The sequence below is a fragment of the Comamonas endophytica genome (assembly GCF_023634805.2).
Classification (GTDB): Bacteria; Pseudomonadota; Gammaproteobacteria; order Burkholderiales; family Burkholderiaceae_C; genus Comamonas; species Comamonas endophytica.
In genome coordinates this window covers 155453-181017 of the sequence record NZ_CP106881.1, presented here as the reverse complement: position 1 = coordinate 181017, position 25565 = coordinate 155453, and the positions used below count along the sequence as shown (strand labels likewise).

At 67.9% G+C, this 25565-nt stretch carries 20 protein-coding genes; 2 read left to right on the top strand and 18 right to left on the bottom strand.

Annotated elements, in window-relative coordinates; genetic code table 11:
- Positions 1 to 45: 45 nt before the first annotated feature.
- From M9799_RS00710 to gcvT, 10 genes are all read right to left on the bottom strand, one after another.
- On the bottom strand, positions 46 to 756 hold the full coding sequence (locus M9799_RS00710) for an ABC transporter ATP-binding protein (RefSeq protein WP_231042513.1): 711 nt from the start codon (positions 754 to 756) through the stop codon (positions 46 to 48).
- Positions 756 to 1523, bottom strand: coding sequence for a high-affinity branched-chain amino acid ABC transporter ATP-binding protein LivG (gene livG, locus M9799_RS00705; RefSeq protein ID WP_231042512.1), 768 nt, complete (start codon positions 1521 to 1523; stop codon positions 756 to 758). The genes M9799_RS00710 and livG overlap by 1 nt, the downstream gene beginning before the upstream one ends.
- On the bottom strand, positions 1520 to 2785 hold the full coding sequence (locus tag M9799_RS00700; RefSeq protein WP_231042511.1) for a high-affinity branched-chain amino acid ABC transporter permease LivM: 1266 nt from the start codon (positions 2783 to 2785) through the stop codon (positions 1520 to 1522). The genes livG and M9799_RS00700 overlap by 4 nt, the downstream gene beginning before the upstream one ends.
- Positions 2785 to 3714, bottom strand: a complete 930-nt coding sequence (livH, locus tag M9799_RS00695; protein WP_231042510.1) for a high-affinity branched-chain amino acid ABC transporter permease LivH — start codon at positions 3712 to 3714, stop codon at positions 2785 to 2787. The genes M9799_RS00700 and livH overlap by 1 nt, the downstream gene beginning before the upstream one ends.
- 103 nt (positions 3715 to 3817) lie before the next feature.
- Positions 3818 to 4942 carry a branched-chain amino acid ABC transporter substrate-binding protein gene (locus tag M9799_RS00690; protein WP_231042509.1) on the bottom strand — a complete coding sequence of 375 codons (1125 nt, stop codon included), beginning with the start codon at positions 4940 to 4942 and terminating at the stop codon, positions 3818 to 3820.
- A gap of 169 nt (positions 4943 to 5111) precedes the next feature.
- Positions 5112 to 5777: an RluA family pseudouridine synthase gene (locus M9799_RS00685; protein ID WP_231042508.1), complete on the bottom strand. Its 666-nt coding sequence runs from the start codon at positions 5775 to 5777 to the stop codon at positions 5112 to 5114.
- Entirely contained in the window at positions 5761 to 7956 is a 2196-nt protein-coding gene (locus M9799_RS00680) for a PAS domain-containing hybrid sensor histidine kinase/response regulator (protein WP_231042507.1), read from the bottom strand. Before M9799_RS00680 ends, M9799_RS00685 begins: the two co-directional genes overlap by 17 nt.
- Before the next feature lie 88 nt (positions 7957 to 8044).
- The gene (gene gcvP / locus M9799_RS00675) at positions 8045 to 10957 is read right to left on the bottom strand and encodes an aminomethyl-transferring glycine dehydrogenase (RefSeq protein WP_231042506.1); all 2913 of its coding nucleotides are present in this window, start codon (positions 10955 to 10957) and stop codon (positions 8045 to 8047) included.
- Between the two features lie 97 nt (positions 10958 to 11054).
- Positions 11055 to 11429 carry a glycine cleavage system protein GcvH gene (gcvH, locus tag M9799_RS00670; protein WP_231042505.1) on the bottom strand — a complete coding sequence of 125 codons (375 nt, stop codon included), beginning with the start codon at positions 11427 to 11429 and terminating at the stop codon, positions 11055 to 11057.
- Between the two features lie 87 nt (positions 11430 to 11516).
- Positions 11517 to 12680, bottom strand: coding sequence for a glycine cleavage system aminomethyltransferase GcvT (gene gcvT / locus M9799_RS00665; RefSeq protein ID WP_231042504.1), 1164 nt, complete (start codon positions 12678 to 12680; stop codon positions 11517 to 11519).
- Positions 12681 to 12789: 109 nt separating this feature from the next.
- On the opposite strand from gcvT, the gene M9799_RS00660 reads away from it, so the two are divergent.
- Together M9799_RS00660 and M9799_RS00655 are read left to right on the top strand one after the other, a co-directional pair.
- A complete protein-coding gene (locus M9799_RS00660) occupies positions 12790 to 14376 on the top strand; it encodes a long-chain-fatty-acid--CoA ligase (protein ID WP_231042503.1) in 1587 nt (528 codons plus the stop codon).
- A 93-nt stretch (positions 14377 to 14469) separates the two neighbouring features.
- Positions 14470 to 16095: an amidohydrolase family protein gene (locus M9799_RS00655; protein ID WP_231042502.1), complete on the top strand. Its 1626-nt coding sequence runs from the start codon at positions 14470 to 14472 to the stop codon at positions 16093 to 16095.
- An 18-nt stretch (positions 16096 to 16113) separates the two neighbouring features.
- Here the strand turns inward: M9799_RS00655 and M9799_RS00650 are convergent, their stop codons facing one another.
- The 8 genes from M9799_RS00650 to M9799_RS00615 all read right to left on the bottom strand — a co-directional run bounded on the left by M9799_RS00650 (position 16114) and on the right by M9799_RS00615 (position 25557).
- Complete coding sequence (locus tag M9799_RS00650; RefSeq protein ID WP_231042501.1) at positions 16114 to 17601, bottom strand: amino acid permease; 1488 nt, start codon at positions 17599 to 17601, stop codon at positions 16114 to 16116.
- A gap of 406 nt (positions 17602 to 18007) precedes the next feature.
- Positions 18008 to 18802, bottom strand: a complete 795-nt coding sequence (locus tag M9799_RS00645) for an ABC transporter ATP-binding protein (protein WP_231042500.1) — start codon at positions 18800 to 18802, stop codon at positions 18008 to 18010.
- 15 nt (positions 18803 to 18817) lie between these two features.
- A complete protein-coding gene (locus M9799_RS00640; protein ID WP_231042499.1) occupies positions 18818 to 19708 on the bottom strand; it encodes an ABC transporter permease in 891 nt (296 codons plus the stop codon).
- Between the two features lie 95 nt (positions 19709 to 19803).
- Positions 19804 to 20769, bottom strand: a complete 966-nt coding sequence (locus M9799_RS00635; RefSeq protein ID WP_231042498.1) for an ABC transporter substrate-binding protein — start codon at positions 20767 to 20769, stop codon at positions 19804 to 19806.
- 165 nt (positions 20770 to 20934) lie between these two features.
- On the bottom strand, positions 20935 to 22641 hold the full coding sequence (locus M9799_RS00630; RefSeq protein WP_231042497.1) for an electron transfer flavoprotein-ubiquinone oxidoreductase: 1707 nt from the start codon (positions 22639 to 22641) through the stop codon (positions 20935 to 20937).
- Positions 22642 to 22775: 134 nt separating this feature from the next.
- Positions 22776 to 23354 carry a peroxidase-related enzyme gene (locus M9799_RS00625; RefSeq protein ID WP_231042496.1) on the bottom strand — a complete coding sequence of 193 codons (579 nt, stop codon included), beginning with the start codon at positions 23352 to 23354 and terminating at the stop codon, positions 22776 to 22778.
- Positions 23355 to 23432: 78 nt separating this feature from the next.
- A complete protein-coding gene (locus tag M9799_RS00620; protein WP_231042495.1) occupies positions 23433 to 24878 on the bottom strand; it encodes a catalase in 1446 nt (481 codons plus the stop codon).
- Between the two features lie 136 nt (positions 24879 to 25014).
- Entirely contained in the window at positions 25015 to 25557 is a 543-nt protein-coding gene (locus M9799_RS00615; RefSeq protein WP_231042494.1) for a LuxR C-terminal-related transcriptional regulator, read from the bottom strand.
- Positions 25558 to 25565: the final 8 nt, after the last annotated feature.

Sequence of the window (25565 nt, the reverse complement as noted above, 5' to 3'; positions counted from 1 at the left end):
GGTAACGAGGATGGGACGATTCGCAGCGTAGGTCCGTTGCTGCATCTATGCGCCCAGGTACGCCGCCCGCACCGCATCGTTGCGCAGCAGGTTCTCACCCGTGTCGTGCAGCACCACGCGGCCGTTCTCCAGCACATAGCCGCGGTCGGCCACCTGCAGTGCGCGGTGGGCGTTCTGCTCGACCAGGAACACGGTGACGCCGGCCGCACGGATGGTCTGGATGATCTCGAAGATCTGCGCGATGACCAGCGGCGCCAGGCCCAGCGTGGGTTCGTCCATCAGCAGCAGCCGGGGCCTGGACATCAGCGCGCGGCCGATGGCCAGCATCTGCTGCTCGCCGCCAGACATGGTGGCGCCGCGCTGGCGCGCGCGCTCGCGCAGCCGCGGGAACAATCCGAATACATGCTCCATGCCATTGCGCATCTGCTCCTTGTCCAGGAAGAATCCACCCATCATCAGGTTCTCGGTGACGCTGAGATGCGGGAACACGCGCCGGCCCTCCGGCGCGATGGCAATGCCGCGGCGCATGATGTGGTGCGTGGCCAGTTGCGTGATGTCCTCGCCCTCGAAGCGCACGCTGCCGCTGCTGGCGCGCGGCGTGCCGCACAGCGTCATCAGCAGGGAAGTCTTGCCCGCGCCGTTGCTGCCGATCAGCGTCACGATCTCGCCCATGCGCACCTCCAGGCTGACGTTGTCGACCGCGCAGACCGCGCCGTAATAGGTGAACACATTGCTCAGCTGCAGCATGGCCGCCATCAGGCTTCTCCCAGGTAGGCCTTGATGACCCGTTCGTCGCGGCGTATCGCCTCGGGCGTGCCGGTGGCGATCGGCTTGCCGTATTCCATGACCAGGATGCGTTCCGAAACGCCCATGACCAGCCCCATGTCGTGCTCGATCAGCAGCACTGCCACGTCGTGCTCGCGGCGCAGCGCGTCGATCATCCGCTGCAGTTCCTTCTTTTCGTGCGGATTGAGGCCCGCGGCGGGTTCGTCCAGCATCAGCACCCGCGGCCTGGTGATCATGCACCGCGCGATCTCCAGCCGGCGCTGGTGCCCATAGGGCAGGTTGCCCGCGGGCCGGTTGGCATAGGCGCGCAGGCCCATGTAATCCAGCCAGTGCAGCGCATGGTCCAATGCCTGCTGCTCGGCGCGGCGGTAGCCCGGGGTGTTGAACAGCCCGGCGAGCAGCGAGGTGCGCAGCTGGCGGTGCTGCGCCACCAGCAGGTTCTCGAGCACGGTCATGGCCTTGAACAGCCGCACGTTCTGGAAGGTGCGCACCACGCCGCGGCGCGCGACCCGGTGGCTGCCGAGCCCGCCGATGCTGTCTCCGGCCAGGGCGATGCGCCCGGCGCTGGGCTGGTAGAAGCCGCTGATGCAGTTGAACACCGTGGTCTTGCCCGCGCCGTTGGGCCCGATGATGGCGAACACCTCGCGCGGCTGCAGCGCAAAGCCCACTGCGTCCACCGCCATCAGCCCGCCGAAGCGCATGCTCAGTGCCTCGACTTCCAGCAGCGCCGCGCTCACGGGCCGACCTCCAGATGCGGGCGCTGCATGGGCAGCAGACCCTGCGGGCGCCAGACCATCATCAGGATCATGACCAGCCCGAAGATCAGCATGCGGTATTCGGAGAACTCGCGCGCCAGCTCGGGCAGGACCGTGAGCACGATGGCGGCGATGATCACGCCCAGCTGCGAGCCCATGCCGCCCAGCACGACGATCGCCAGGATCAGCGCCGACTCGATGAAGGTGAAGGATTCGGGGTTGACGATGCCCTGGCGCGCGGCAAAGAAGGCCCCGCCCAGGCCCGCGAACATCGCGCCCAGCGTGAAGGCCGAGAGCTTGATCTTCATCGGGTGCAGCCCGAGCGAGCGGCTGGCGATCTCGTCCTCGCGCAGCGCCTCCCAGGCGCGGCCGATGGGCATGCGGATCAGCCGGCTGGAGATCCACAGCGTGACGAGCGCCAGCGCCAGCGCCATCAGGTACAGCGCGACCACCATGTGCAGCGACTGGAACTCGAGCCCGAAGAACTGGTGGAAGGTGGTGCCGCCTTCGATGGTGGGGCTGCGCGTGAGTTCGAGGCCGAACACCGTGGGCTTCGGGATGCCAGAGATGCCGTCGGGCCCGCCGGTGAAGCCGGTGAGGTTGATCAGCAGCAGCCGGATGATCTCGCCAAAGCCCAGCGTGACGATGGCCAGGTAGTCGCCGCGCAGCCGCAGCACCGGAAAACCCAGCACGCAGCCAAAGCCGGCGGCCACGGCGCCAGCCAGCGGCAGCGCCTCCCAGAAGCTCCAGCCGGCCCAGTGGAAGAGCAGCGCATAGGTATAGGCGCCGACGGCATAGAACCCCACGAAGCCCAGGTCCAGCAGGCCCGCAAACCCCACGACGATGTTCAGCCCCAGGCCCAGCATCACATAGATCATGGCCAGCGTGGCGATGTCCACCGCGTTGCGGCCGGCAAAGAACGGCCACGACACGGCGATCAGCAGCGCCGCCAGCATCATCGCCTGGCGCTGGCGCGCCGTCGTGGCCGGCAGTGCCGGGCGCTGCAGCCGCGGCACGCCGGCAAAAGCACGCGCCAGCCAGGGCCGCAGCAGCTGCACCGCAAAGACCAGCGCGCAGGCCCAGGCCACCGTGGTCCACTCCGCCGCGATCACGGTGCGCGTGCCCGCGCGTTCGAGGTGCAGCCCGAAGATGGGCACCGTCACCAGCGCCGTCAGCACCGAGGCTATCGATGCATCGCGCAGGCTGGAGCGCAGGGTGTCGCGCGACACGGAGGCCGGGGCCATCAGACTTTCTCCACTTCGGGTTTGCCGAGCAGGCCCGTGGGACGCACCAGCAGGATCAGTACCAGCAGCGTGAACGCCACGATGTCCTTGTACTCCGAGGAGATATAGGCCGCGGCGAGCGTTTCGGCCACGCCCAGCAGCACGCCGCCGAGCATTGCGCCGGGGATGCTGCCGATGCCGCCCAGCACCGCCGCCGTGAAGGCCTTGATGCCGGCGAGAAAGCCGATGAAGGGGTTGAGCTTGCCCACCGCCAGCGCGATCAGCACGCCGCCCACGGCCGCCAGCACCGCGCCCAGGATGAAGGTGAAGGAGATCACGCGGTTGGTGTTGATGCCCAGCAGGCTGGCCATGTGCATGTCCTGCGCGCAGGCGCGCGAGGCCCGGCCCATGCGCGAGTGGCGGATGTACAGCGTGAGCAGCGCCATCAGCACCACGGCCACGGCGATGATCATGATGCGCGTGTAGGGGATGAAGATCTCGAAGCCGCCGCCGTGTCCGCCGAACTGCAGCGCGCCGGGCAGCAACTGCGGCACAGCCATGTCGCGCGCGCCCTGGCCCAGCGCCACCCAGTTCTGCAGGAAGATCGACATGCCGATGGCCGATATCAGCGCCACCAGCCGCGGGCTGTTGCGCACCGGCTTGTAGGCCACCTGTTCCACCACAAAGCCATAGACGCCGGTGATGATCGCGGCCACCACCAGCATCGATCCAATCACCAGCCAGAGCGGCACGCCGCCCTGCGTGCCTATGGCCGACAGCGTGACCAGGCCGACATAGGCGCCGATCATGTAGATGTCGCCATGCGCGAAGTTGATCATGCCGATGATGCCGTAGACCATCGTGTAGCCGATGGCGATCAACGCGTAGATGGCGCCGAGCGAAAGCCCGTTGAACAGCTGCTGCAGCAGCTGGGGCAGGAAATCATCCATCAGTCACCGCCTTCCGCGAAAAGTGGCCTTTGCGCCGCGCCACGCAAGGATGGCGTGCAGCCAGGCCGCACACCATCCTTGCCTTGGCGCATGGGCGCCGGTTTCATTTGACGGCGGGCGTCTTGCTGCCGTCCTTGTGCCACTCGAAGACCTGGAAGTCGAAGGCCTTGAGGTCGCCTTGCCGGTTCCAGCCCACTGTGCCCAGCGCCGTCTCGAAATTCGTCTTGCGCAGGTGCTCGGCCACCTTCGCCGGGTTGTCGCCCACGGCCTTGATGCTGTCGAGCAGCACCTGCGCCGCGGCATAGGAGGTCATCTGGAACGCTCCCGAGGGGCTGCGTTTCTTGTCCTGGAAGGCCTTGACCACGGCCGCGTTCTTGGGGTTGGAGGCGAAGTCGGCCGGCATGGTCACCAGCATGCCTTCGACGGCATTGCCGGCAATGGCGTTGACCTCGGGGTTGCCCACGCCTTCGGGGCCCATCATGCGCACCTTCAAGCCCTGTTCCGCGGCCTGGCGCAGCAGCAGGCCCATCTCGGGGTGGTAGCCGCCGTAGTAGACGAAATCGACGCCATTGCTCTTGAGCTTGGTGATGACCGCCGAATAGTCGCTGTCGCCGGCATTGATGCCCTCGAACAGCGCGACGCTGATGCCGGCCTTTTGCAGCGCGTCGCGCACCGAGGTGGCGATGCCCTGGCCGTACGACTGCTTGTCGTGCACCACCGCCACCTTCTTCGGCTTGGCCTTCTCGATGATGAACTTCGCCGCCGAGGGACCCTGCTGGTCGTCGCGGCCGATGGTGCGGAAGATGAACTGGTAGTTCTTGCCATCGGTCAGCGCCGGCGAGGTGGCGGAGGGCGTGACGGCCACCACGCCCTCGTTGTTGTAGATTGGCGCCGCGGCAATGGCTGCGCCCGAGCAGATCGGGCCGATCACGTAGCCGATCTTGGCGTTGACCACGCGGTTGGCGGCCACCGGCCCCTGCTTGGGCTCGCAGGCGTCGTCCACGGGCACCAGCTCGATCTTCTTGCCCTGGATGCCGCCAGCGGCATTGACCTGCTCGACGGCCGTGAACGCGCCTTCCTTGACCATGTCGCCGTACTGGGTCAATGCCCCTGTGGTGGGGATGACCATGGCGATGCGGATGTTCTGCGCATGGGCCACGGACAGCAGGCTGGTGGCAGCCAGGCCCAGCGAAGCAATGAGAACAGACAAGCGAAACGGCTTTTGCATGGAGATCTCCTTGAAGGGCCTTCGGGCATGCGCGAGGGCAGGCCGCAAGGCGTTTGCATCGAGGAGTTCCAGCTTATTCCCGGAGCCGGGGGCCGCAATAGGGTATGTGCGGGGGGATGGCCGCGTTTGCGAGAAAAGGAGCCCTGTGGCGAGGTTGTTTCAGGCCGTTTCAGAAAGCCGCGGGCGACTCGAACCCGCGCCAGTCGCCGTGGCGCGGATGGGCCAGCCCCAGCTGCTCGGCATGCAGCAGCAGGCGCGGCGCACGGGCCACGATCGGCTCGCCAGCGTAAAGCGCATCGCCCAGGATCGGATGGCCCAGGTGCGCCAGGTGCACGCGCAGCTGGTGCGTGCGGCCGGTGACCGGCTCGAGCTCGACACGCGTGCAGCCAGGCCAGCCCGGCGGATCGTGGGCCAGCACGCGCCAGCGCGTCTGGCTGGGCTTGCCGGCCGGGTCGATGATGCGCAGCGGACGGCGCGGCCAGTCGGCAGCAATCGGCGCGTCGATGGTCTGCCAGGCTGCGGGATCTTCGGAGGCGGGCCGCAGCAGTCCATGGACGATGGCCACATAGCGCTTGTGCACCGCGCGCTGCTCGAAGGCGAGCCCCAGCTGGCGCTGCACGGCCGGCGAGCGCGCCATCAGCACCAGCCCCGACGTGGCCATGTCCAGCCGGTGCACCACCAGGGCGCCGGGCCACAGGGCCTGGGCGCGCGCGCTCAGGCAGTCCTGCTTGTCCTCGCCCCGCCCGGGTACGCACAGCAGGCCCGCGGGCTTGTCCAGCACCAGCAGGTCCTCATCGATCGCAACGCAGTGCACCACCTCAGCCGCGTCCGGCACTGTGCATCAGCCGGTCGACGGTGGTGCACAGCTCCTCGACGTCGTTGGGCTTGTGGATCAGCGCGCGCGCGCCCGCAGCCAGCGCCTCGGCCTCGATCTCGGCCGTGACGTAACCCGAGGCCAGCGCGACGGGCAGGTCGGGGCGCGTGGCGATGGCCGCGCGCACCAGGTCCACGCCGCAGAAACCCGGCATGTTGTAGTCGGTGACCACCAGGTCGTAATGATCGGGCGCCGCCACGAGCGCGGCCATGGCCTCGCGCGGGTCGGTGAAGCCGCTGACGTCATAGCCGCGCCGGCGCAGCAGGCGCTGAACGAGGAAAACCAGTGCCTGGTCATCGTCGACGTACATGACATGGCGGCGCAGTGCGTTGTCGCCATCGGCCGTGGGCGGCGCGTCGAGCGCCGGGCGGCGCTCGATGGGCGCGGGCAGCACCGGTGCCGAGCCGCCGGCCACCGGGAAATACAGCGTGAAGCGGCTGCCTTCGCCGGGCGTGCTGGCCACATCGACCGCGCCGCCATGGGTGCGCATGACGCCATGCACCACCGCGAGGCCCAGGCCCGTGCCCTGGCCCACCGGCTTGGTCGTGAAGAAAGGCTCGAAGATGCGCTGCAGCGTGGTCGCATCCATGCCCGGCCCGTTGTCCTGCACGCTCAGCGCCACATAGGTGGCCAGCGGCAGGCCCAGGCGGTCGCTCAGACGCTGGTCGGCGGGCGCGAGGCTGGCGGTCATCTGCACCATGCCGCGCGCGTCGCCGATGGCATGCACGGCATTGGTCGCCAGGTTGAACAGCGCCTGCTCCACCTGGGTGACATCGGCCAGCAGCGGCGGCAGGTTCGGCACGATGTGCGAATGCAGCGCGATGGCGGGCGGCAGCGTCACGCGCAGCAGGCGCTCGGTGTCGCGTATCACGTCCACCGCCTGCACCGCATGGCGCTGCGGCGGCTCGTTGCGGCTGAAGGTCAGGATCTGGCGCACCAGGTCGCGCGCGCGCCGCCCGGCCTTCTCGATCTCCTGCAGGCTCTCGAGCAGAGAGGAGTTGTCCGGGCAGTCGGCGCGGGCCAGCTCGACGTTGCCCAGGATCGCGCCGACGATGTTGTTGAAGTCGTGGGCAATGCCGCCGGCCATGGTGCCCACGGCCTGCATCTTGTGCGATTCGCGCAGCTGCGCCTCGAGCTCGCTGCGGTGGGCCTCGGCCTTCTTGCGGCTGCTGAGGTCGCGCGCAAAGACCGTGGTCGTGGCCTCGCCGCCCGCGTGCTGCTCGAAGGCCACGCTGACTTCCACCGCCACGGTCTTGCCGCTGGCCGTGCGGCCTTCCATCTCGCCGAGCACCGCCTGCGTGGTGAGCGCCGCGAGCCCCAGCGCGCTGGCCGCGTCGGGCAGGAAGCGCTCGAGCGGGCTGCCCAGCGCATCCTCGGCGGCGCAGGTGAACAGCGCCGCCGCCGTCGGATTGAAGACCGTGATGCGCTGCGCGTTGTCGACGCAGAGGATGGCGTCCAGGCTGGAGTTGATGACCGACTCGAGGCGGCGCTCGCTGGCAAACAGCTGCGTGTTGCGCTCCTGCAGCGCGCGCCGCTCGGCCAGCAGCGGTCCCTGGTCCACCACGGCGCAAAGGAACTGCGCGATCGGCGGGCCTTTCTTCTGCGGGATCTCGATGCAGGCGATATGCAGGTCGCCGCAGACCCTGGCCTCGTCGTTGATGGTGAAGACCACCTCATGCACTTCGCTGCCGCCATGCTCGCGCGCCTGGAGGAAGGCTTCGCAGACGCGGTCGGCATGCTGCTCGCTGACCAGCGGCATGAACGACACCAGGATGCGGTCGTGCTCGGTCGGCTGGAAGGCGCTGTGGGCCATGGCGTTGGCCTGGATCACCATGTCGTGTTCGTCGAGCACCAGCAGCGGCAGCGGAATGCTGGCGAAAAGCGCCTCGAAGCGCTCGGACGCGCTTTCGGCCACCGCCTGGCTGTAGTCGAGCACCTTGTTCTGGATCTCGAGCTCGTGCTGGTAGTTGCGCAGCTCGGTGACGAGCGCCGCCAGCGGTTCGTCCACCAGGGGTTCGGCGTCCTGCTGCGGCCAGGGCATGGGTTCGGCCGCGTCGGGACCGGCGTCGGGACCCATCAGGGAGTGCAGGCCCAGCGGGTCGTCTTTGCGCAGGAGAAATGACAGGTCGGGACGGCTCATGGAAGGTGGTGCATTGGCCGTACGGCAGGGTTTTTCCTTAGACGCCGCGAGTGTAAGCCGGCCGCAGTGGACCGGCAACCTGCCGGGATTATCCGCCCGATGCCTCGGGCTGCGGGGCGATGCAGGTGCAGTGCAGGTTGCGGTCGCCATGCACGTTGTCGATGCGCGCGACCGGAGGCCAGTACTTGGCGCTGCGCAGCCCGGGCAGCGGAAAGGCCGCCTGCTCGCGCGCATAGGCATGCGGCCAGTCGGCGCCCAGCAGCGCGGCCGCGGTGTGCGGCGCGTTCTTGAGCAGGTTGCCGGTGCGCGGGGCTTCCCCGGATTCGATCTCGGCGATCTCCGCGCGGATGGCGATCATGGCCTCGATGAAGCGTTCGATCTCGGCCAGCGGCTCGCTTTCGGTGGGCTCGACCATCAGCGTGTTGGGCACGGGAAAGGACAGGGTCGGCGCATGCAGCCCGTAGTCGATCAGCCGCTTGGCCACGTCCTCGGCGGTGACGCCGCAGCTGGCCTTGAAGCCGCGCAGGTCGAGAATGCACTCGTGGCCGACGCGCGCCCGCCCGCCCGGGGCTGCGCTGCTGGCATACAGCGTGGGGTAGTGTTCCTGCAGCCGGCAGCTGATGTAGTTGGCGCTGAGGATCGCGGTCTCGCTGGCGCGCTGCAGGCCCTCGGCGCCCATCATGCGCATGTACATCCAGCTGATCGGCAGCACCGCGGCATTGCCCAGCGGCGCCGCGCTCACGGCGCCCACGCCCGACACCTGGCCGGTGCTGGCGTGGCCTGGCAGGAAGGGCACCAGATCCTCGACCACGCAGACCGGGCCCACGCCCGGGCCGCCGCCGCCATGCGGAATGCAAAAGGTCTTGTGCAGGTTCAGGTGGCTGACGTCGCCGCCGAAGCGGCCCGGCGCGGCTATGCCGACCAGCGCGTTGAGGTTCGCGCCATCGACATAGACCCGCCCGCCATGCCGGTGCACCAGCGCGCACAGCTCCTCGACGCGCGCCTCGAACACCCCGTGCGTGCTGGGGTAGGTGATCATGACGCACGACAGGCGCCCGCTGTATTGCGCGCATTTGTCCGCCAGGTCGGCAAGGTCCACGTTGCCCTGGGCATCGCAGGCCGTCACCACGACCTCCAGCCCGGCCATCTGCGCACTGGCCGGGTTGGTGCCATGCGCGCTCGAAGGAATCAGGCAGATGTCGCGCTGCGCCTGGCCGCGCGCCGCGTGGAAGGCCTGGATCGCCAGCAGCCCCGCGTACTCGCCCTGCGATCCGGCATTGGGCTGCAGGCTGATGCCCGCGTAGCCCGTCGCCTCGCCCAGCCAGGCGCGCAGCTGGGCATCGAGCAGCTGGTAGCCGGCGAGCTGCTCGCGCGGCGCGAAGGGGTGGATCTGCGCGAAGGCCGGCCAGGTGATCGGGATCATCTCGCTGGTGGCATTGAGCTTCATGGTGCACGAGCCCAGCGGGATCATGCTGCGGTCGAGCGCCAGGTCCTTGTCGGCGAGCGCGCGGATATAGCGCAGCATCGCGGTCTCGGCGCGGTGCAGGTGGAACACCGGGTGCGTCAGATACGCGCTGCTGCGGCGCAGGTGGGCGGGAATGCGCAGCGCGCCGCCGGCCTCGAAGCTCGCGAAATCGGGCTGCTCCTGGCCGGACAGCGCGAAGATCTGCCACAGCCGCTCGATATCGGCGCGGGTGGTGGTTTCGTCCAGCGCGATGGCCAGTGCCTCTGCGGAGAAGCGCCGCAGGTTCACGCCCATGGACACCGCGCGCGCGGCCAGCGCCGCCGTGCCCTGGCCGGTGTGCAGCAGCAGGGTGTCGAAGCTGTCGTTTTCCGCCACATAGTGGCCCAGCTGCTCCAGCCCCTGCGCCAGGATCGCGCTGTAGCGTGCCACGCGCAGCGCGATGCGCTCGAGCCCCTCGGGGCCGTGGTAGACCGCGTACATGCTGGCGACGACCGCCGGCAGCACCTGCGCGGTGCAGATGTTGCTGGTGGCCTTCTCGCGCCGGATATGCTGCTCGCGCGTCTGCAGCGCCAGCCGGTAGGCGCTCTGGCCATGGGCATCGCGGCTCACGCCGACGATGCGCCCGGGCAGCGCGCGCTTGCCGGCGTCGCGGCAGGCGATGAAGGCCGCGTGCGGGCCGCCCGCGCCCATCGGCATGCCGAAGCGCTGGCTGCTGCCGACCACGATGTCCGCATCCCACTCGCCGGGCGGCACGAGCAGCGTCAGCGCCAGCAGGTCGGTGGCGACGATGAAGGCCGCGTCGCGCGCATGCGCCTGGGCGATGTCGGGCCCCAGGTCGCGCACGCTGCCATCGGTGGCCGGATACTGGTCCAGCGCCGCGAAATACTCGCCTTCGAGCGCCTCCTGCCAGGCCGCGGGCGTGGCGGGCACCACCACCTCGATGCCCAGCGGACGCGCGCGTGTCTGGATCACCTCGAGCGTCTGCGGATGCACGCCCGCCGACACCACGAAGCGCCGGCTGGCCGATTCGTCGACGCGCAGCGCCAGCGTCATGGCCTCGGCCGCGGCCGTGGCTTCATCGAGCAGCGAGGCATTGGCGATGGGCATGGCCGTGAGGTCGCAGACCAGGGTCTGGAAGTTGATGAGCGCCTCCATCCGGCCCTGGGAGATCTCGGCCTGGTAGGGCGTGTAGGCCGTGTACCAGCCCGGGTTCTCCAGCACGTTGCGCAGGATCACGCCGGGCGTGTGCGTGCCGTAGTAGCCCTGGCCGATGAAGCTTCTGAGCTGCTGGTTGCGCGCGGCAAGCGCCTGCAGTTCGGCCAGCGCCTGGGCTTCGCCCACCGCCGGCGGCAGCTGCATGGGCCGGCGCAGCGCGATGCCCGCTGGCACGATCTCGGCGATCAGCGCCTGGCGCGAGGCCGCGCCGACCACTTCCAGCATGCGCGCTTCCTCCTGTGCGCCAATGCCTATGTGGCGTTCGATGAACTCGCCGGGGTTCTCCAGGGCCGGCAGGGCGGGAACAGGGGACATCGTCATGGCAGGACCTTCAAGAAAAATCAGGGGTCTGGAGCAATGGATCACCCGGGCATCGAGCCCGGCAGGCACGTCCCGTGCCAGGCGCCGGCCCGCGGGCTCAGGCGCTTTGCGCGAAGGCGGTGTACGCGGCCTCGTCCAGCAGCGCATCGAGCTGCGCCGGGTTGCTGAGCTTGACCTTGAAGAACCAGCCGGCACCCAGCGGGTCCGAATTGGCCAGCGATGGATCATCGCGCAGCGCCGCGTTGACCTCGACGATCTCGCCGTCGACGGGCATGTACACGTCTGCCGCGGCCTTGACGGATTCCACCACGCCTGCGACCTCGCCCTGGGCAAAGGTCTTGCCGACTTCAGGCAGCTCGACGAACACCACATCGCCCAGCGCATCCTGCGCATGCACGGTGATGCCCACGACGGCGGCGGCCGCGTCGGCCGAATCGATCCACTCATGGTCCTTGGAAAATTGAACGCTCATGAAAACTCCAGAGAAAAAAGAAAAGCGCAAAGCACCAAACCCGCACTGTAGCCCCTTGGCGGCCCGGCTGAAGCCAGACGCCGTCCTTCAACCTCGGTAATAGCGGCTGGGCACGAAAGGCATTGCCACGACTTCCATCGGCACGCGCCTGCCGCGCACCAGCGCCTGCAGCCGCGTGCCTGGCGCGGCGCTTGGCGGTTCCACATAGGCCTGGGCGATGGGCTGCGCCAGGCTCGGCGAGAGCAGGCCGCTTGTGACCTGCCCCACCTGCCGGCCGTCGGCACCGCACAGCGGCGCGGGCTCACGCACCGGCACGCGCTCGAGCGCACGCAGGCCCACGCGCTGGCGGCGGCGCAGCGCCGGATCGGCCATCTGCGCCAGCAGCCGCGCGGCACCGGGAAAACCGCCCTCGCGCTCGCCGCCTGCGCGCCGCGCCTTCTGCACCGCCCACAGCAGCCCGGCCTCCGCGGGCGTGGTGTTTTCATCGAGCTCGTTGCCATACAGGCACAGGCCCGCTTCCAGGCGCAGCGAATTGCGCGCGCCCAGGCCCGCCGGCGCGGCTTCGGGGTGCAGCAGCAAGGCGCGCGCCAGGGTTTCAGCCATGAAGTCGGGAAGGGATATCTCGAAGCCGTCCTCGCCGGTGTACCCGCTGCGCGTGATGTAGAGCTCGCTGCCTTCCCAGACGAAGGCGGCGCCGTCCATGAATCGCAGCTGCCCGACGCCAGGCACCAGGCGCTGCAGCACATCCACGGCCAGCGGGCCCTGGAATGCCAGCAACGCCTGCCCGGCCAGCGGCGTGATCTCGCAGCGCTCGCCGATCCGGGCCTGCAGGTGCGCGAGGTCGGCCCGCTTGCAGGCGCCGTTCACGACCAGCAGGAAATCATTGCTGCGCCGCACCAGCATCAGGTCGTCGAGGATGCCGGCCTGCTCGTTGAGCAGCAACCCGTAGCGCTGACGGTCCACAGGCAGGTCGAGCACATCGATGGGCATCAGCGTTTCAAGCGCCGCCGCGGCATCCGCACCCACCAGCCGAAGCTGGCCCATGTGCGAGACATCGAACAGGCTGGCGGCGGCGCGCGTGTGCAGATGCTCGGCCATCAGCCCCTGCGCAAACTGCACGGGCAACTGGTAGCCGGCAAACTCGACCATGCGCGCACCCAGCTCCAGGTGCAGCGAGTGCAGCGGGGTCTGCAGCGATGCGCCGGTCGCGGCATGCGGAAAATGGGGCAGGTTGGGGGACGCGGTGGTCATGGCGGTCTCCGGTCGGACGGGTGCTGCAGTGCCATATGCAAATTGCCGATGGCGATAAGCCAAAGCCTACACTGCGCGCCAAGATTCGTGAATTCCCGGAGATCCCTGCATGCAACTGACCCTTGGCGACACCCTCTCGTGGCCGGCCCGCTATCTGCCGCGCAAGGAGGCCCTGGTGGCCTGGGAGGGCGGGCGGCGCCGCGCCTGGACCTACGGGCAGCTGGACGCCGAGGTCAATCGCCATGCCCATGGCCTGCAGGCGCTGGGTATTGCGCGCGGTGATGTGGTGGCGGCATTTCTCTACAACACGCCGGCCTTCGTGTTCACGCTGCTGGCCGCGGCGCGCATCGGCGCGGTGTTCAATCCGGTCAACTACCGGCTGGCGCCGCAGGAGCTGGCCTTCATCCTGCAGGACGGCCAGGCGCGCGCGCTGGTGTTCGAGCGCGAGGTCGCGGATGTCGTGGCGCTCACCCAGGCGCTGCTTGCAGGCGAAAGCGTCCGCCCGGAACACTGGATCTACGCCGGTGAAGGCGAGGCCGATGCCACGCCCCAAGGCGCCAGCGCCCGGCTGGGGGCGCTGGCCGCGGACCGCCCGAGCACGGCGCCCGAGGTCGCTGTCGATGAAATGGACCCTTGCATCCTGATGTACACCAGCGGCACGACAGGCCGGCCCAAGGGGGTGCTGCATACCCACCGCAGCAAGCTCGCGCACAACGCATTGATGCACCAGGTGATGCAGCTGCGGCGCGAGGACGTGGGCCTGTCGCTGGCGCCGCTCAACCACACGGCGGAGCTGCACACCAGCTTCCTGCCGCGCCTGCAGGTGGGCGCGACGCTGGTGCTGCAGCGGCGTTTCGACGCGGCCGAGGCCTGGCGCCTGGTCGAGCAGGAAAAGGTCAGCTTCTTCTTTGCCGCGCCGACCATGGTGTCGATGCTGCTCAACGAGCCCACGCTGGCCGCGCGCGACACCAGCAGCCTGCGGCTTGTCGAATACGGCGGCGCGTCGATGGCTCCGCATCTGATCCGCGAGTGGACGCGCCAGGTGGGCTCGGGGCTGGTGCAGGTGTTCGGCACCACCGAGATGGGACCCTGCATGTCGGTGCTCTATCCGCACGAGCAGCTGTCGCATGCCGGATCGGCGGGAATGCCCGCGCTGAGCCATGACCTGGTCGTGGCCAGGGTGCCCGCGGACGGCAGTCCGAGCGATCCCGCCGCGCGCTGCGAAGTGGGCGAGGCCGGCGAGATCCTGGTGCGCGGGCCTTGCATGATGGCCGGTTATCTGCGGCGCCCCGATGCCAACGCGCGCGCGCTGGCGCATGGCTGGTACCACACCGGAGACATGGGGCATCTGGATGCCGAGGGCTACCTGTGGATACGCGACAGGATGGATTACATGATCAATTCGGGCGCGGAAAACGTCTATCCGCGCGAGGTCGAGGATGCGCTGGTCGAGCACCCCGCGGTGCTCGAGGCGGCCGTGGTGGGCGAGGCCGATGCGCGCTGGGGCCAGGTGGTGGTGGCGCATGTGGTGTGCAAGGCGCCGGCCGCGGCCGATGCGCAGGCGCTCGATGCCTTCCTGGTGCAGGGCGACCGACTGGCGGCGTACAAGCGTCCGCGCCGCTATCATTTTGTGCAGGCACTGCCCAAGACCACCAGCGGCAAGATCCAGAAGCACCTGCTGCGGCCGCCGCACTGAGGTTCGGCGGCCGCAATATCCGGACGAGGGGCCCATGCATTCGCTGCATGGGCCTTTTTGTCGTTGTAATGGCGGCAAACAAGGGAGGATGTGATGCAGTTGCCTACGCGTATCCTGGATTTGCACACCCATCTGTTCAATGCGCGCTACCTTCCGCTGGCCAGTGTCATTGCCCATGCGATGGGCCGCGACAGCAGCCCGCTGGCGCACCAGGTGGCACGGCTGCTGCAGGCGCTGACGGGCTCGGCCTATGCCGATGTGCCGGTCGAGGCCGTGTTCTCGGCATCCGCTGGCGACGCGCAGGACGAAGAGGTACAGGACACCCGGGAGCTCGAATGCCTGGAGCATCTGTGGCGCATGGTGGAGTACGAGCTGCTGCAGAGCACCGGCTCGCTCGATGCCGTCGAGCAGGGGTTGTCGCCGCAGCTCGAGCAGTCGCTGCAGGCGCCGGTCTTCGACCGTCTGCGCGCCTCGCAATTCATGGACATCCTGCTGAGCCTGGAGCAGATCGACTACGCTCAGGAAGGATGGCCGGGGGCGCCTGAGCCGGGGGCGCCTCAGCCGGGGGCGCCGTCCGCATTGCCGCTGCCGATCGGCCCGCTGGCGCGCGAACACGGCACCAGCGAGAGGGCCTTCGTTCCCGAAATGCCGCGGCCGGAAGCCGCCGCCTCCTTTCCCGACTTCCTGCAATGGGCCGAGCGCGTGGTGCGCAAGGCGCTGTGGGTCGTGACGCGGCTGATGGACCCCATGGCCTGGGGCGACGTGGTCAACTATCCGGCCTTCTTCCTGACCCTGCTGCATTCGGAGGAGCAGCTGCTGCAGAAGCTCTTTGCCAGCTACGGGCAGGGCCTGCCGCCGCTGCAGGCCGTGCATTACCTGATGGACATGCAGATGGCTTTCCCCGGCCAGGAGGCGCCGTACTACCCGCTGCAGCCGGTGCAGGAGGACCGCATGCAGGCGCTGCAGCGCGCGCATCCGGCGCGGGTGTTCGGCTTCAGCGCCTTCGATCCACGGCGCGCCGACTGGCATGCGCGCGCCCTGCATGCCCTGGGCAAGGGGTTTGCCGGCTTCAAGTTCTATCCGGCCATGGGCTACAAGCCGGTGGGCAACGAGCCTGCCATCCAGGCCCGCATCGACGATTTCCTGGATTTCTGCGTCGCACGCGGCCTGCCGGTGTTCGCACATTGCACTCCCGTGGGGTTCCAGACGCGGTTGCGGCTCGGGGGCTACGCCCACCCGCGCCACTGGCGCGAGGTGCTGGAGCAGCCGCGCTGGCGGGGGCTGCGCCTGTGCCTGGGCCATGCGGGCGGCGGACGGCTGGACAATGGCGCGCTGCATTCCCCCGGCTGGCTGGCGCGCTCGGAAGAGGAATGGCGGCACGAGGACAATTTCGCGCGCATCGTCGGCGAGCTGTGCACGGCCCATCCGAATGTCTACTGCGAGGTGGCCTACCTGGCCCAGCTGATGCAGGGCGATGGCTTCGCCCCGTTCGAGGCCAACCTGCGGCGGGCGCGTCAGGACGCGGCCTCGGCCGGCCGGCCCTACGAACTGCTCGAGAAGATGGCCTATGGCTCGGACTGGCACATGCCCGATGTGATCACGCGCACGCGCCGCTATCTGGACCTGTTCCTGGAATGGATGAACCAGCCCGAATATGCGCCATACCGCGAGGCCTTCTTCTGGAAGAACGCCTACAGGTACCTGCGTCTGCCGCTGTGAAGTAGCGGCAGCTTCGGCTCAATACGGCTCTGCCCGGACCTTCATCTCGCTGTAGGGAACGATGCGCGAACCCTTGACCACCCGATAGCCCCACCAGATCAGCAGGAACAGCGGCAGCCCGATATAGGTCGCCACCACGCCGCCCCAGTCGATGCGGTCCTGCACGAAAGCCTGGTAGTTCTGGCCCAGCGTGATGATCAGGCACAGCACGAAGGCGAAGATCGGCCCGAAGGGAAAGCCGGCCGCGCGGTAGGGCAGGGCCGCGAGATCCAGGCCCTGCGCTTCGTAGCCCTTGCGGAAGCGGTAGTGGCTGATGGCGATGCCGAGCCAGGCGATGAAGCCGGTCATCCCCGACAGGTTCAGCAGCCAGATGTAGACCGCCTGAGGGCTGAAGATGTTGGTGAGGAAGCACAGCGCGGCAATCGCCGTCGTCGCCAGCAGCGCCATCATGGGCACACCGCGGCGGTTGACGCGCGCGAAGATGCGCGGCGCCATGCGCTGGCAGGCCAGCGTGTAGAGCATGCGCGTCGAGGCATACATGCCCGAGTTGCCGGCCGACAGCACCGAGGTCAAGACCACGGCATTCATGATCGCCGCCGCCGACAGCAGTCCGGCGCGCTCGAACACCAGCGTGAAGGGGCTGACGCTGATGTCGCTGACGTCGTTGCGCAGCAGCTGCGGGTCGTTGTAGGGCAGCAGCAGGCTGATGATCAGGATCGCGAACACATAGAACAGCAGGATGCGCCAGAACACCTTGCGCACCGCGCGCGGCACATTGCGCGCCGGGTCCTCGGATTCGCCGGCGGCAATGCCGATCAGCTCGGTGCCCTGAAAGGAGAAGCCGACGATCATCGCCACACCGATCAGCGCCGCGAAGCCGCCGGCAAAGGGCGCCTCGCCCACGCTCCAGTTCGCGAGGTTGCCCCACAGGCCCTCGGGCGCGCCGCCCTGCAGGATGCCCAGCACCATCAGCAGGCCCAGCGCGATGAACACGATCACCGTGACCACCTTGATAGCGGCGAACCAGTATTCGGCCTCGCCAAAGCCCTTCACCGAGATCGCGTTCAGGCCGAACATCAGCGCCAGGAACAGCGCGCTCCAGACCATGCCGTTGACATCCGGGATCCAGTAGGCCATGACCAGCTGCGCCGCCACCAGGTCGACGGCAATGGTCACCGCCCAGTTGTACCAGTAGTTCCAGCCCAGCGCGAAGCCGAAGCCCTCATCGACATAGCGCGCGCCGTAGGTGGCAAACGAGCCCGAGACCGGCAGGTGCGCGGCCATCTCGCCCAGGCTGGTCATGAGGAAATAGACCATCAGTCCGACCACCATATAGGCCAGCAGCGCGCCGCCCGGTCCGGCTTGGGAGATGGTCGCGCCCGAGGCGACGAACAGGCCGGTGCCGATCGAGCCGCCGATGGCGATCATCGACAGATGCCGCGCCTTGAGGCTGCGGCGCAGGCCGGACTGCGCCGGGCTGCTGGTGGGGGAGGCGTTGTCGCTCATCGGTTGGATTCCTTGGTCCACTGCGCGCGGCCAGCGGCCGGCAACGCAAAAGGCCGCTGATTGCGCGGCCTCGAAAAAGCGGCATTGTGCGCGATTTGCCGGGGTGGTGCTTGAATTCTGCAAATCCCTGATGGGTCGAGAGGAACGGGGGACATTCATGTCTGGAGGACAGGCCGTCCATGGTTCGACAGGCTCACCACGAACGGTTGAAACAGGCCCACCACAGACGGTTCATATCCGTTCGTCCTGAGCCTGCCTAGGGGCGGCCCCGTCGAAGGATGACGGGCCGGCGCTCAAGTCTCGAAGACAGGCCGTCCATGGTTCGACAGGCTCACCACGAACGGTGAAAGACAGGCTCACCACGAACGGTGAAAGACAGGCGCACCACGAACGGTGAAGGACAGACTCACCCCAGCAGCAGCGCATCGTCCGCCAGCCTCTCCCCCCGCACCCTCTCGAACATCCTGAGAAGATCCGGGACATCCATCCGCCGGCGTTCCTCCCCGCTCACATCCAGCACCACCTGCCCCTGGTGCAGCATGACGGTGCGGTCGCCGACGTCCAGTGCCTGGCGCATGCTGTGCGTGACCATCATGGTCGTCAGCCGGGCCTCGGTGACGATGCGCGCGGTGAGCTGCAGCACGAAGTCCGCGGTGCGCGGATCGAGCGCGGCGGTGTGCTCGTCGAGCAGCAGGATGCGCGAGGGCTGCAGCGCCGCCATCAGCAGGCTCACGGCCTGGCGCTGGCCGCCGGAGAGCAGGCCGATGCGGTCGGACAGGCGCTGCTCCAGCCCCAGCCCCAGTGTGGCCAGGCGCTCGCGGAACACCTCTCGCATGGGTTTGCGCAGCGCCAACGAAAGCCGCCGGGAAGTGCCGCGGCGCTGGGCCAGCGCCATGTTTTCCTCGATGCTCAGGTCCTCGCAGGTGCCGGCCATCGGGTCCTGGAACACACGCGCCACGCGCTCGGCGCGGGCCCAGACGGGCAGGGCCGTGACGTCCCGCCCATCGAGGACGATGCTGCCGCGGTCCACGATCTGGTCGCCCGACACGGCGTTGAGGAAGGTGGACTTGCCCGCGCCGTTGGAGCCGATCACGGTGACGAATTGGCCGGCGGGAATCTCCAGCGACAGGCCACGCAGCGCGCGGGTCTCGACCGGCGTGCCGGGGTTGAAGGTCAGGAAGAGGTCTTTTGCACTCAGCATGGCAAACTCCTGCGCTCAGCGCGGCTTGCGCCTGGCCAGCTTGTTCTTGAGCTGCGGGAGGACCAGCGCCACCGCCACCAGCACGGCCGTGACCAGGTTCAGATCCTGCGCCTTGAGGCCGATGAACTCGCTGTTGAGCGCGGCGGCAATGAAGAAGCGGTAGACGACGGCGCCCAGCACCACCGCCAGCGTCGCGTGGACGATGCGCCGCGAGGGCAGCAGGCTCTCGCCGACGATCACCGCCGCCAGGCCGATGACGATGGTGCCGATGCCCATGGAGATGTCCGCACCGCCCTGGGTCTGCACGAACAGCGCGCCGCCCAGCCCGACCAGGCCGTTCGAGACCGCCATGCCCAGCAGGACCATGGCGCCGGTGTTCACGCCCTGCGCGCGCGCCATGCGCGCGTTCGAGCCGGTGGCGCGGATCGCCAGGCCCCGCTCGGTCGAGAAGAACCAGTCCATGGCCAGCTTGGCCAGCAGCACTATTGCCGCCAGGATCAGCGGGCGCGCCACGTAGTCGGGCATGCCTTCGGGCTGCAGCAGCGTGAACAGCGTCGCGTCGTTGATCAGCGGCACGTTGGGGCCGCCCATGATGCGCAGGTTGACCGAGTACAGCGCGATCATCACCAGGATCGAGGCCAGCAGGTCCATGATCCGGAGCTTCACATTGAGCCAGCCGGTGAGCACGCCCGCGGCCGCGCCGGCGGCCGTGGCGGCCAGAGTCGCCAGCCAAGGGTTGGTGCCGCTGGAGATCAGCACCGCGCAGACCGCGCCGCCCAGCGGGAAGCTGCCGTCCACCGTGAGGTCGGGAAAGCGCAGCAGCCTGAAGGAGATGAACACGCCCAGCGCCACCAGGCTGAAGATCAGGCCGATCTCGATGGCGCCCAGCAAGGAAAACAATGACATGGAAAATGCGGCGTTGAAAATGCAATGGCAGGTCCGTGCATCCTACGGTACCTGCCATGGGAGGACCAGCGCCGGGCATGGGCCCGGCACGGGAATCATTCGACGATCTGCGCCGCCGCTTTCAGCAATGCGTCGGGCAGCTTCACGCCCTGGCGCTGCGCCGCGCCCGGGTTCACGAACAGCTCGAGCTTCGTGCTGACCTCGGGCTTGATATTGCCGGGCTTCTCGCCATTGAGGATGCGCGCCACCATGCGGCCGGTCTGCTCGCCCAGGTCGCGGTAGTTGATGCCGTAGGCCGCCACGGCGCCGCGCTTGACGGAGTCGGTGTCCGCGGCGACCATCGGGATCTTCGCGTCCTGGCCGACCTTGACCAGCGCCTCATAGGCCGACACCACGTTGTTGTCGGTGTTGGTGTAGATGACATCGACCTTGCCGACCAGGCTGCGCGCGGCGCTGCCCACGTCCACCGAGCGCGGCGCCGCGGCTTCGACCAGCGTCAGGCCCAGCGTCGGCAGGAGCTTCTGCAGCTGCTTGACCACCACCATGGAATTGGCCTCGCCCGGGTTGTAGACGATGCCCACGCGCTTGGCATTGGGCACCACCTGCCTCAGCAGCTGCATCTGCTTGTCGAGCGCCAGCAGGTCCGACACGCCCGTCACATTGCCCTTGCCCGGCTCCCAGCTCGCCAGCAGCTTGGCGGCGACCGGATCGGTCACGGCCGAGAACACCACCGGCACCGCCTTGGTGGCGGCCACCACTGCCTGCGCCGAGGGCGTGGCGATGGCGACGATGGCATCGGGCTGGTCGCCGATGAACTTGCGCGCGATCTGCGCGGCGGTGCCGGTGTTGCCCTGCGCGCTCTGGTATTGCCACTTGAGGTTCTTGCCGGCCTCGAAACCCGCGTCCTTGAGCGCGGCCTGCACGCCGTCGCGCACCGCGTCGAGCGCCGGGTGCTCGACGATGGCCGTCACGGCCACGGATTTCTGCTGTGCCAGCGCCGGGCTCACTGCTGCCAGCGCCAGCACCAATGCGCCCAGGGGCGCGATCGACAGGTGTTTCATGCGGATCTCCACGCAAAGAAGAGGCCATTGGCGGCTGCACGCCGCCAGGGGACAAGTCGTCTCGAGTCTAATGCAGGCGCAGCCGCGCGCGCGCCGCAGGCTTCCCGCAGGGAGCATGTCGAGCGCGCCGCTGGCATGGGCAGCCGCATGCGGCCGCCGCAGGCCTCACATGCCCGAATAGTTCGGGCCGCCGCCGCCTTCGGGCGTGACCCAGACGATGTTCTGCGTCGGGTCCTTGATGTCGCAGGTCTTGCAGTGCACGCAGTTCTGCGCGTTGATCTGCAGTCGCTGCGCGGCGCCGCCAGCGGCCTCGTCGGGCACGAACTCGTACACGCCGGCCGGGCAGTAGCGGCTCTCGGGCCCGGCATAGCGCGCCAGGTTGATGTCCACCGGAACGCTGGGGTCCTTGAGCGTCAGGTGCGCCGGCTGGTCTTCCGCGTGGTTGGTGTTGCTGATGAACACGCTCGACAGCTTGTCGAAGGTCAGCTTGCCGTCGGGCTTGGGGTAGACGATGGGCTTGCACTCGGCCGCGGGCTTGAGGTAGGCGTGGTCGGGCTTGTCGCGGTGCAGCGTCCAGGGGATGTTGCCGCGCAGCACGAACTGCTCGATGCCGTTCATCAGCGTGGCCGTGGTCAGGCCCTTCTTGAACCAGGACTTGAAGTTGCGGCTCTTCTTGAGCTCCGCGTGAAGCCAGCTGTTCTCGAAGGCCGTGACATAGGCACTCAGCTCGTCGCCCTGGCGGCCGGCCTGGATGGCGTCGAAGGCGGCTTCGGCCGCCAGCATGCCGGTCTTGATCGCGGCGTGGCTGCCCTTGATGCGGCTGACGTTGAGGAAACCGGCCTCGCAGCCGACCAGCGCGCCGCCGGGGAACACGAACTTGGGCAGCGACATCAGGCCGCCCGCGGTGATCGCGCGCGCGCCGTAGCCGATGCGCTTGGCCGGCTTGATGCCCTTGGTTTCGTCGCCTTCGAGGTAGTAGCGGATGTTGGGGTGGGTCTTCCAGCGCTGCATCTCCTCGAACGGGCTCAGGTAGGGGTTCGAGTAGTCGAGGCCGGTGATGAAGCCCAGCGTGACCTTGTTGTCCTCCATGTGGTAGAGGAAGGCGCCGCCATAGGTGTCGGACTTCATCGGCCAGCCGGCGGTGTGCAGCACGAAGCCGGGCTGGTGGCGGGCCGGGTCGATTTCCCAGAGTTCCTTGACGCCCAGGCCGTAGGTCTGCGGGTCGCGCCCCGCGTCGAGCTGGTAGCGCGCGATCAGCTGGCGGCCCAGGTGGCCACGCGCGCCTTCGGCAAAGATCGTGTACTTGCCATGCAGCTCCATGCCCAGCTGGAACTCGCCCGTGGGCTCGCCGTCCTTGCCGATGCCCATGTTGCCGGTGGCCACGCCCTTGACCGAGCCGTCTTCGTTGTAGAGCACTTCCGCCGCGGGGAAGCCCGGGAAGATCTCGACGCCCAGGCCCTCGGCCTGCTCGGCCAGCCAGCGCACGACATTGCCCAGACTGACGATGTAGTTGCCGTGGTTCTGGAAGCACGGCGGCAGCAGGAAGTTGGGCGTGCGCAGCGAGCCTTTCTCGCCCAGAAAGACCATCGCGTCGTCGGTGACGGGCTGGTTCAGCGGCGCGCCGAGTTCCTTCCAGTTGGGAATCAGCTCGGTCAGGGCCTTCGGGTCCATGATGGCGCCGGACAGGATATGGGCACCCGGCTCGGAACCCTTTTCCAGCACCACCACCGACAGTTCCTTGCCTTGCTCCGCGGCCAGCTGCTTGAGGCGAATCGCGGTGGAGAGGCCGCCGGGGCCGCCCCCGACCACCACCACGTCGTATTCCATTGCCTCGCGGGGGCCGTACTGGGCCAGGATTTCATCGTTTGTCATCGGGTGTCTCTTTTGCTGCAGATGTATGGGCGTCATGGCGCACCCCCCCTGGGCGCTCACCAGTAGCCGATCATTTTATGCGCAGCGCGATGGCGCGCAGGAATTTTTGTGCGCTGCAGCAACCGCTGCGCGGCTCAGGCGCTGGCCTTGGGAACCCGCCCGAGCAGGAAGAATTCCGGATTGGGCTGCATGCCCGCGAAGCTCGCCATGCGGTTCGACAAGCCGAAAAAGGCGGTGATGGCGGCGATGTCCCAGATGTCCTCGTCGTCGAAGCCATGCAGGTGCAGCGCGGTGAAGTCGGCGTCTTCGATCTCGTGGCTGCGCGCGCCGACCTTCATCGCGAAGTCCAGCATGGCGCGCTCGCGCGGCGAGATGTCGGCCTTGCGGTAGTTGACCGCCACCTGGTCCGCCAGCAGCGGCTTCTTCTCGTAGATGCGCAGGAGCGCGCCATGGGCCACGACGCAGTACAAACACTGGTTGGCGGCGCTGGTGGCGGTGACGATCATCTCGCGCTCGCCCTTGGTGAGCGAGCCTTCCTCCTTGAGCATCAGCGCGTCGTGGTAGGCAAAGAAGGCGCGCCACTCGGCCGGGCGGCGCGCGAAGGCGAGAAAAACATGGGGAATGAAGCCGGCCTTTTCCTGGACCTCGAGGATGCGTGCGCGGATATCCTCGGGCAGATCGGTGACGGCGGGGAAGGGGTAGCGGGCAGGCATGGGCGGGTTCTCCTTGTGATGACCCAGCATAGTGCGCCGACCGCCGGCGCGCCATGTGCACAACCCTGCCCGCTGCCTTCAGCGGCCTGCCTTGAGCGCCTCGATGGCCCGTGCGACGCCTGCGCCATAGGCGGGATCGGCCTGGGTGCAGTGGTGGATGTGCTTTTGCACGATGTGCTCCGATACACCCGCGATATTGCGCGCGGTGTTGTCGAACAGGCGCTGCTGTGCGTCGGGCGTCAGCAGGCGGAACAGGTCGCCGGGCTGGGTGAAGTAGTCGCTGTCTTCGGCGCGGTAGTTCCACCGGTCGGCCGCGCCATGCAGCGCCAGCGGCGGCTCCTGGAACGCCGGCTGCTGCTGCCACTCGCCGCGCGTGTTGGGCTCGTAGGCGATGGTGGCGCCGAAGTTGCCATCGACGCGCATGGCGCCGTCGCGGTGGTAGGAATGCACCGGGCAGCGCGGCGCGTTGACCGGAATGCTGTGGTGGTTCACGCCCAGGCGGTAGCGCGCGGCATCGCCGTAGGCAAACAGGCGCGACTGCAGCATGCGGTCGGGCGAGACGCCGATGCCGGGCACCAGATTGGCCGGGGTGAAGGAAGCCTGCTCGACATCCGCATAGTAGTTGCGCGGGTTGCGGTTGAGCTCGACGATGCCGACCTCGATCAGCGGGTAGTCCTTCTTGCTCCAGACCTTGGTCAGGTCGAAGGGGTGGAAGCGGTAGGTGTCGGCTTCGGCCTCGGGCATGACCTGCACGCACAGCTTCCACTTGGGGAAGTCGCCGCGCTCGATCGCGCCGAGCAAGTCGCGCTGCGAGCTCTCGCGGTCGGTGGCCACCACGGCTGCGGCCTCGGCATCGGTCAGGTTCTCGATGCCCTGCTGGCTGACGAAGTGGAACTTCACATAGAAGCGTTCGTTCTGCGCGTTGTAGAAGCTGTAGGTGTGCGAGCCGAAGCCATGCATGTGGCGGTAATCCTTCGGGATGCCGCGGTCGCTCATGACGATGGTTATCTGGTGCAGGGCTTCGGGCAGGCCGGTCCAGAAGTCCCAGTTGTTCTCGGCCGAGCGCATGTTGGTGTAGGGGTCGCGCTTGACGGCCTTGTTCAGGTCGGGGAACTTGAGCGGGTCGCGGAAGAAGAACACCGGCGTGTTGTTGCCGACCACGTCCCAGTTGCCTTCCTCGGTGTAGAACTTCATGGCGAAGCCGCGGATGTCGCGCTCGGCATCGGCCGCGCCGCGCTCGCCGGCCACGGTGGAGAAGCGCGCGAACATCTCGGTGGTCTTGCCGATCTCCGAGAAGATCTTCGCGCGGGTGAAGCGCGTGATGTCGCCGGTCACGGTGAAGGTGCCGAAGGCGCCGGAGCCCTTGGCGTGCATGCGGCGCTCGGGAATCACTTCGCGGTTGAAATGCGCGAGCTTCTCCAGGTGCCAGATGTCCTGCAGCAGCATCGGGCCGCGCGGGCCGGCGGTCATGGAATCCTGGTTGTTGGCAACGGGGGCGCCGGCGACGGTGGTGAGCATGCTCATGCGAAACCTTTCAATACGAAATTTGCTATCGGATGTGGTCAATTATTAGCGATTGCCTATGTTTTTTGACGCATCTGCCGATTGCATGTTTGCAAGAGCGCAATAGGAAATTTTTCGCGCGGCTTGTGCCGCCTGCCTAGTTCAGCGTCAGCTTGCGCACCAGGTCCGCAGCCGTGGTGGCGCCGTATTTGCGCATCAGGCGCGCGCGGTAGATCTCCACCGTGCGGTGGCTGATGCCCAGCGCCTTGCCCATTTCCTTGGAGGTCATGCCCTCCAGCAGACGGGCAGCGACCTCACGCTCGCGCCCGGTGAGCCCGGCCTTGACGGGCCGCTGCGCGCTCAGGTCCTCGAAGCTCCAGACCCCGGCCGCGTGCGGGCTGCCGCGCTCGAGCGTGCGGCCCGAGACCTGGCACCAGAACGCCTCGCCGCTGGCGCGCTGCATGATGCGGCTGTCGGAATACATGCCGGTGGCGCTGAGGATCGGCGCCATGCGCTGCCCCAGGCGCTCGTATTCCTCGGCCGATGGATAGAGAATCTGGAAGGACTGGCCGACCAGCAGCTCGCGCGAGGCACCGAACATGGTGCACAGCTGCTGGTTGCAATCGGTCATGATGCGGTTGCGCGAGATGGCCAGGCCGACGGGAGCCATCTCGAACGCGAGCCGGTAGTCATGGGTCATAAGTGCAA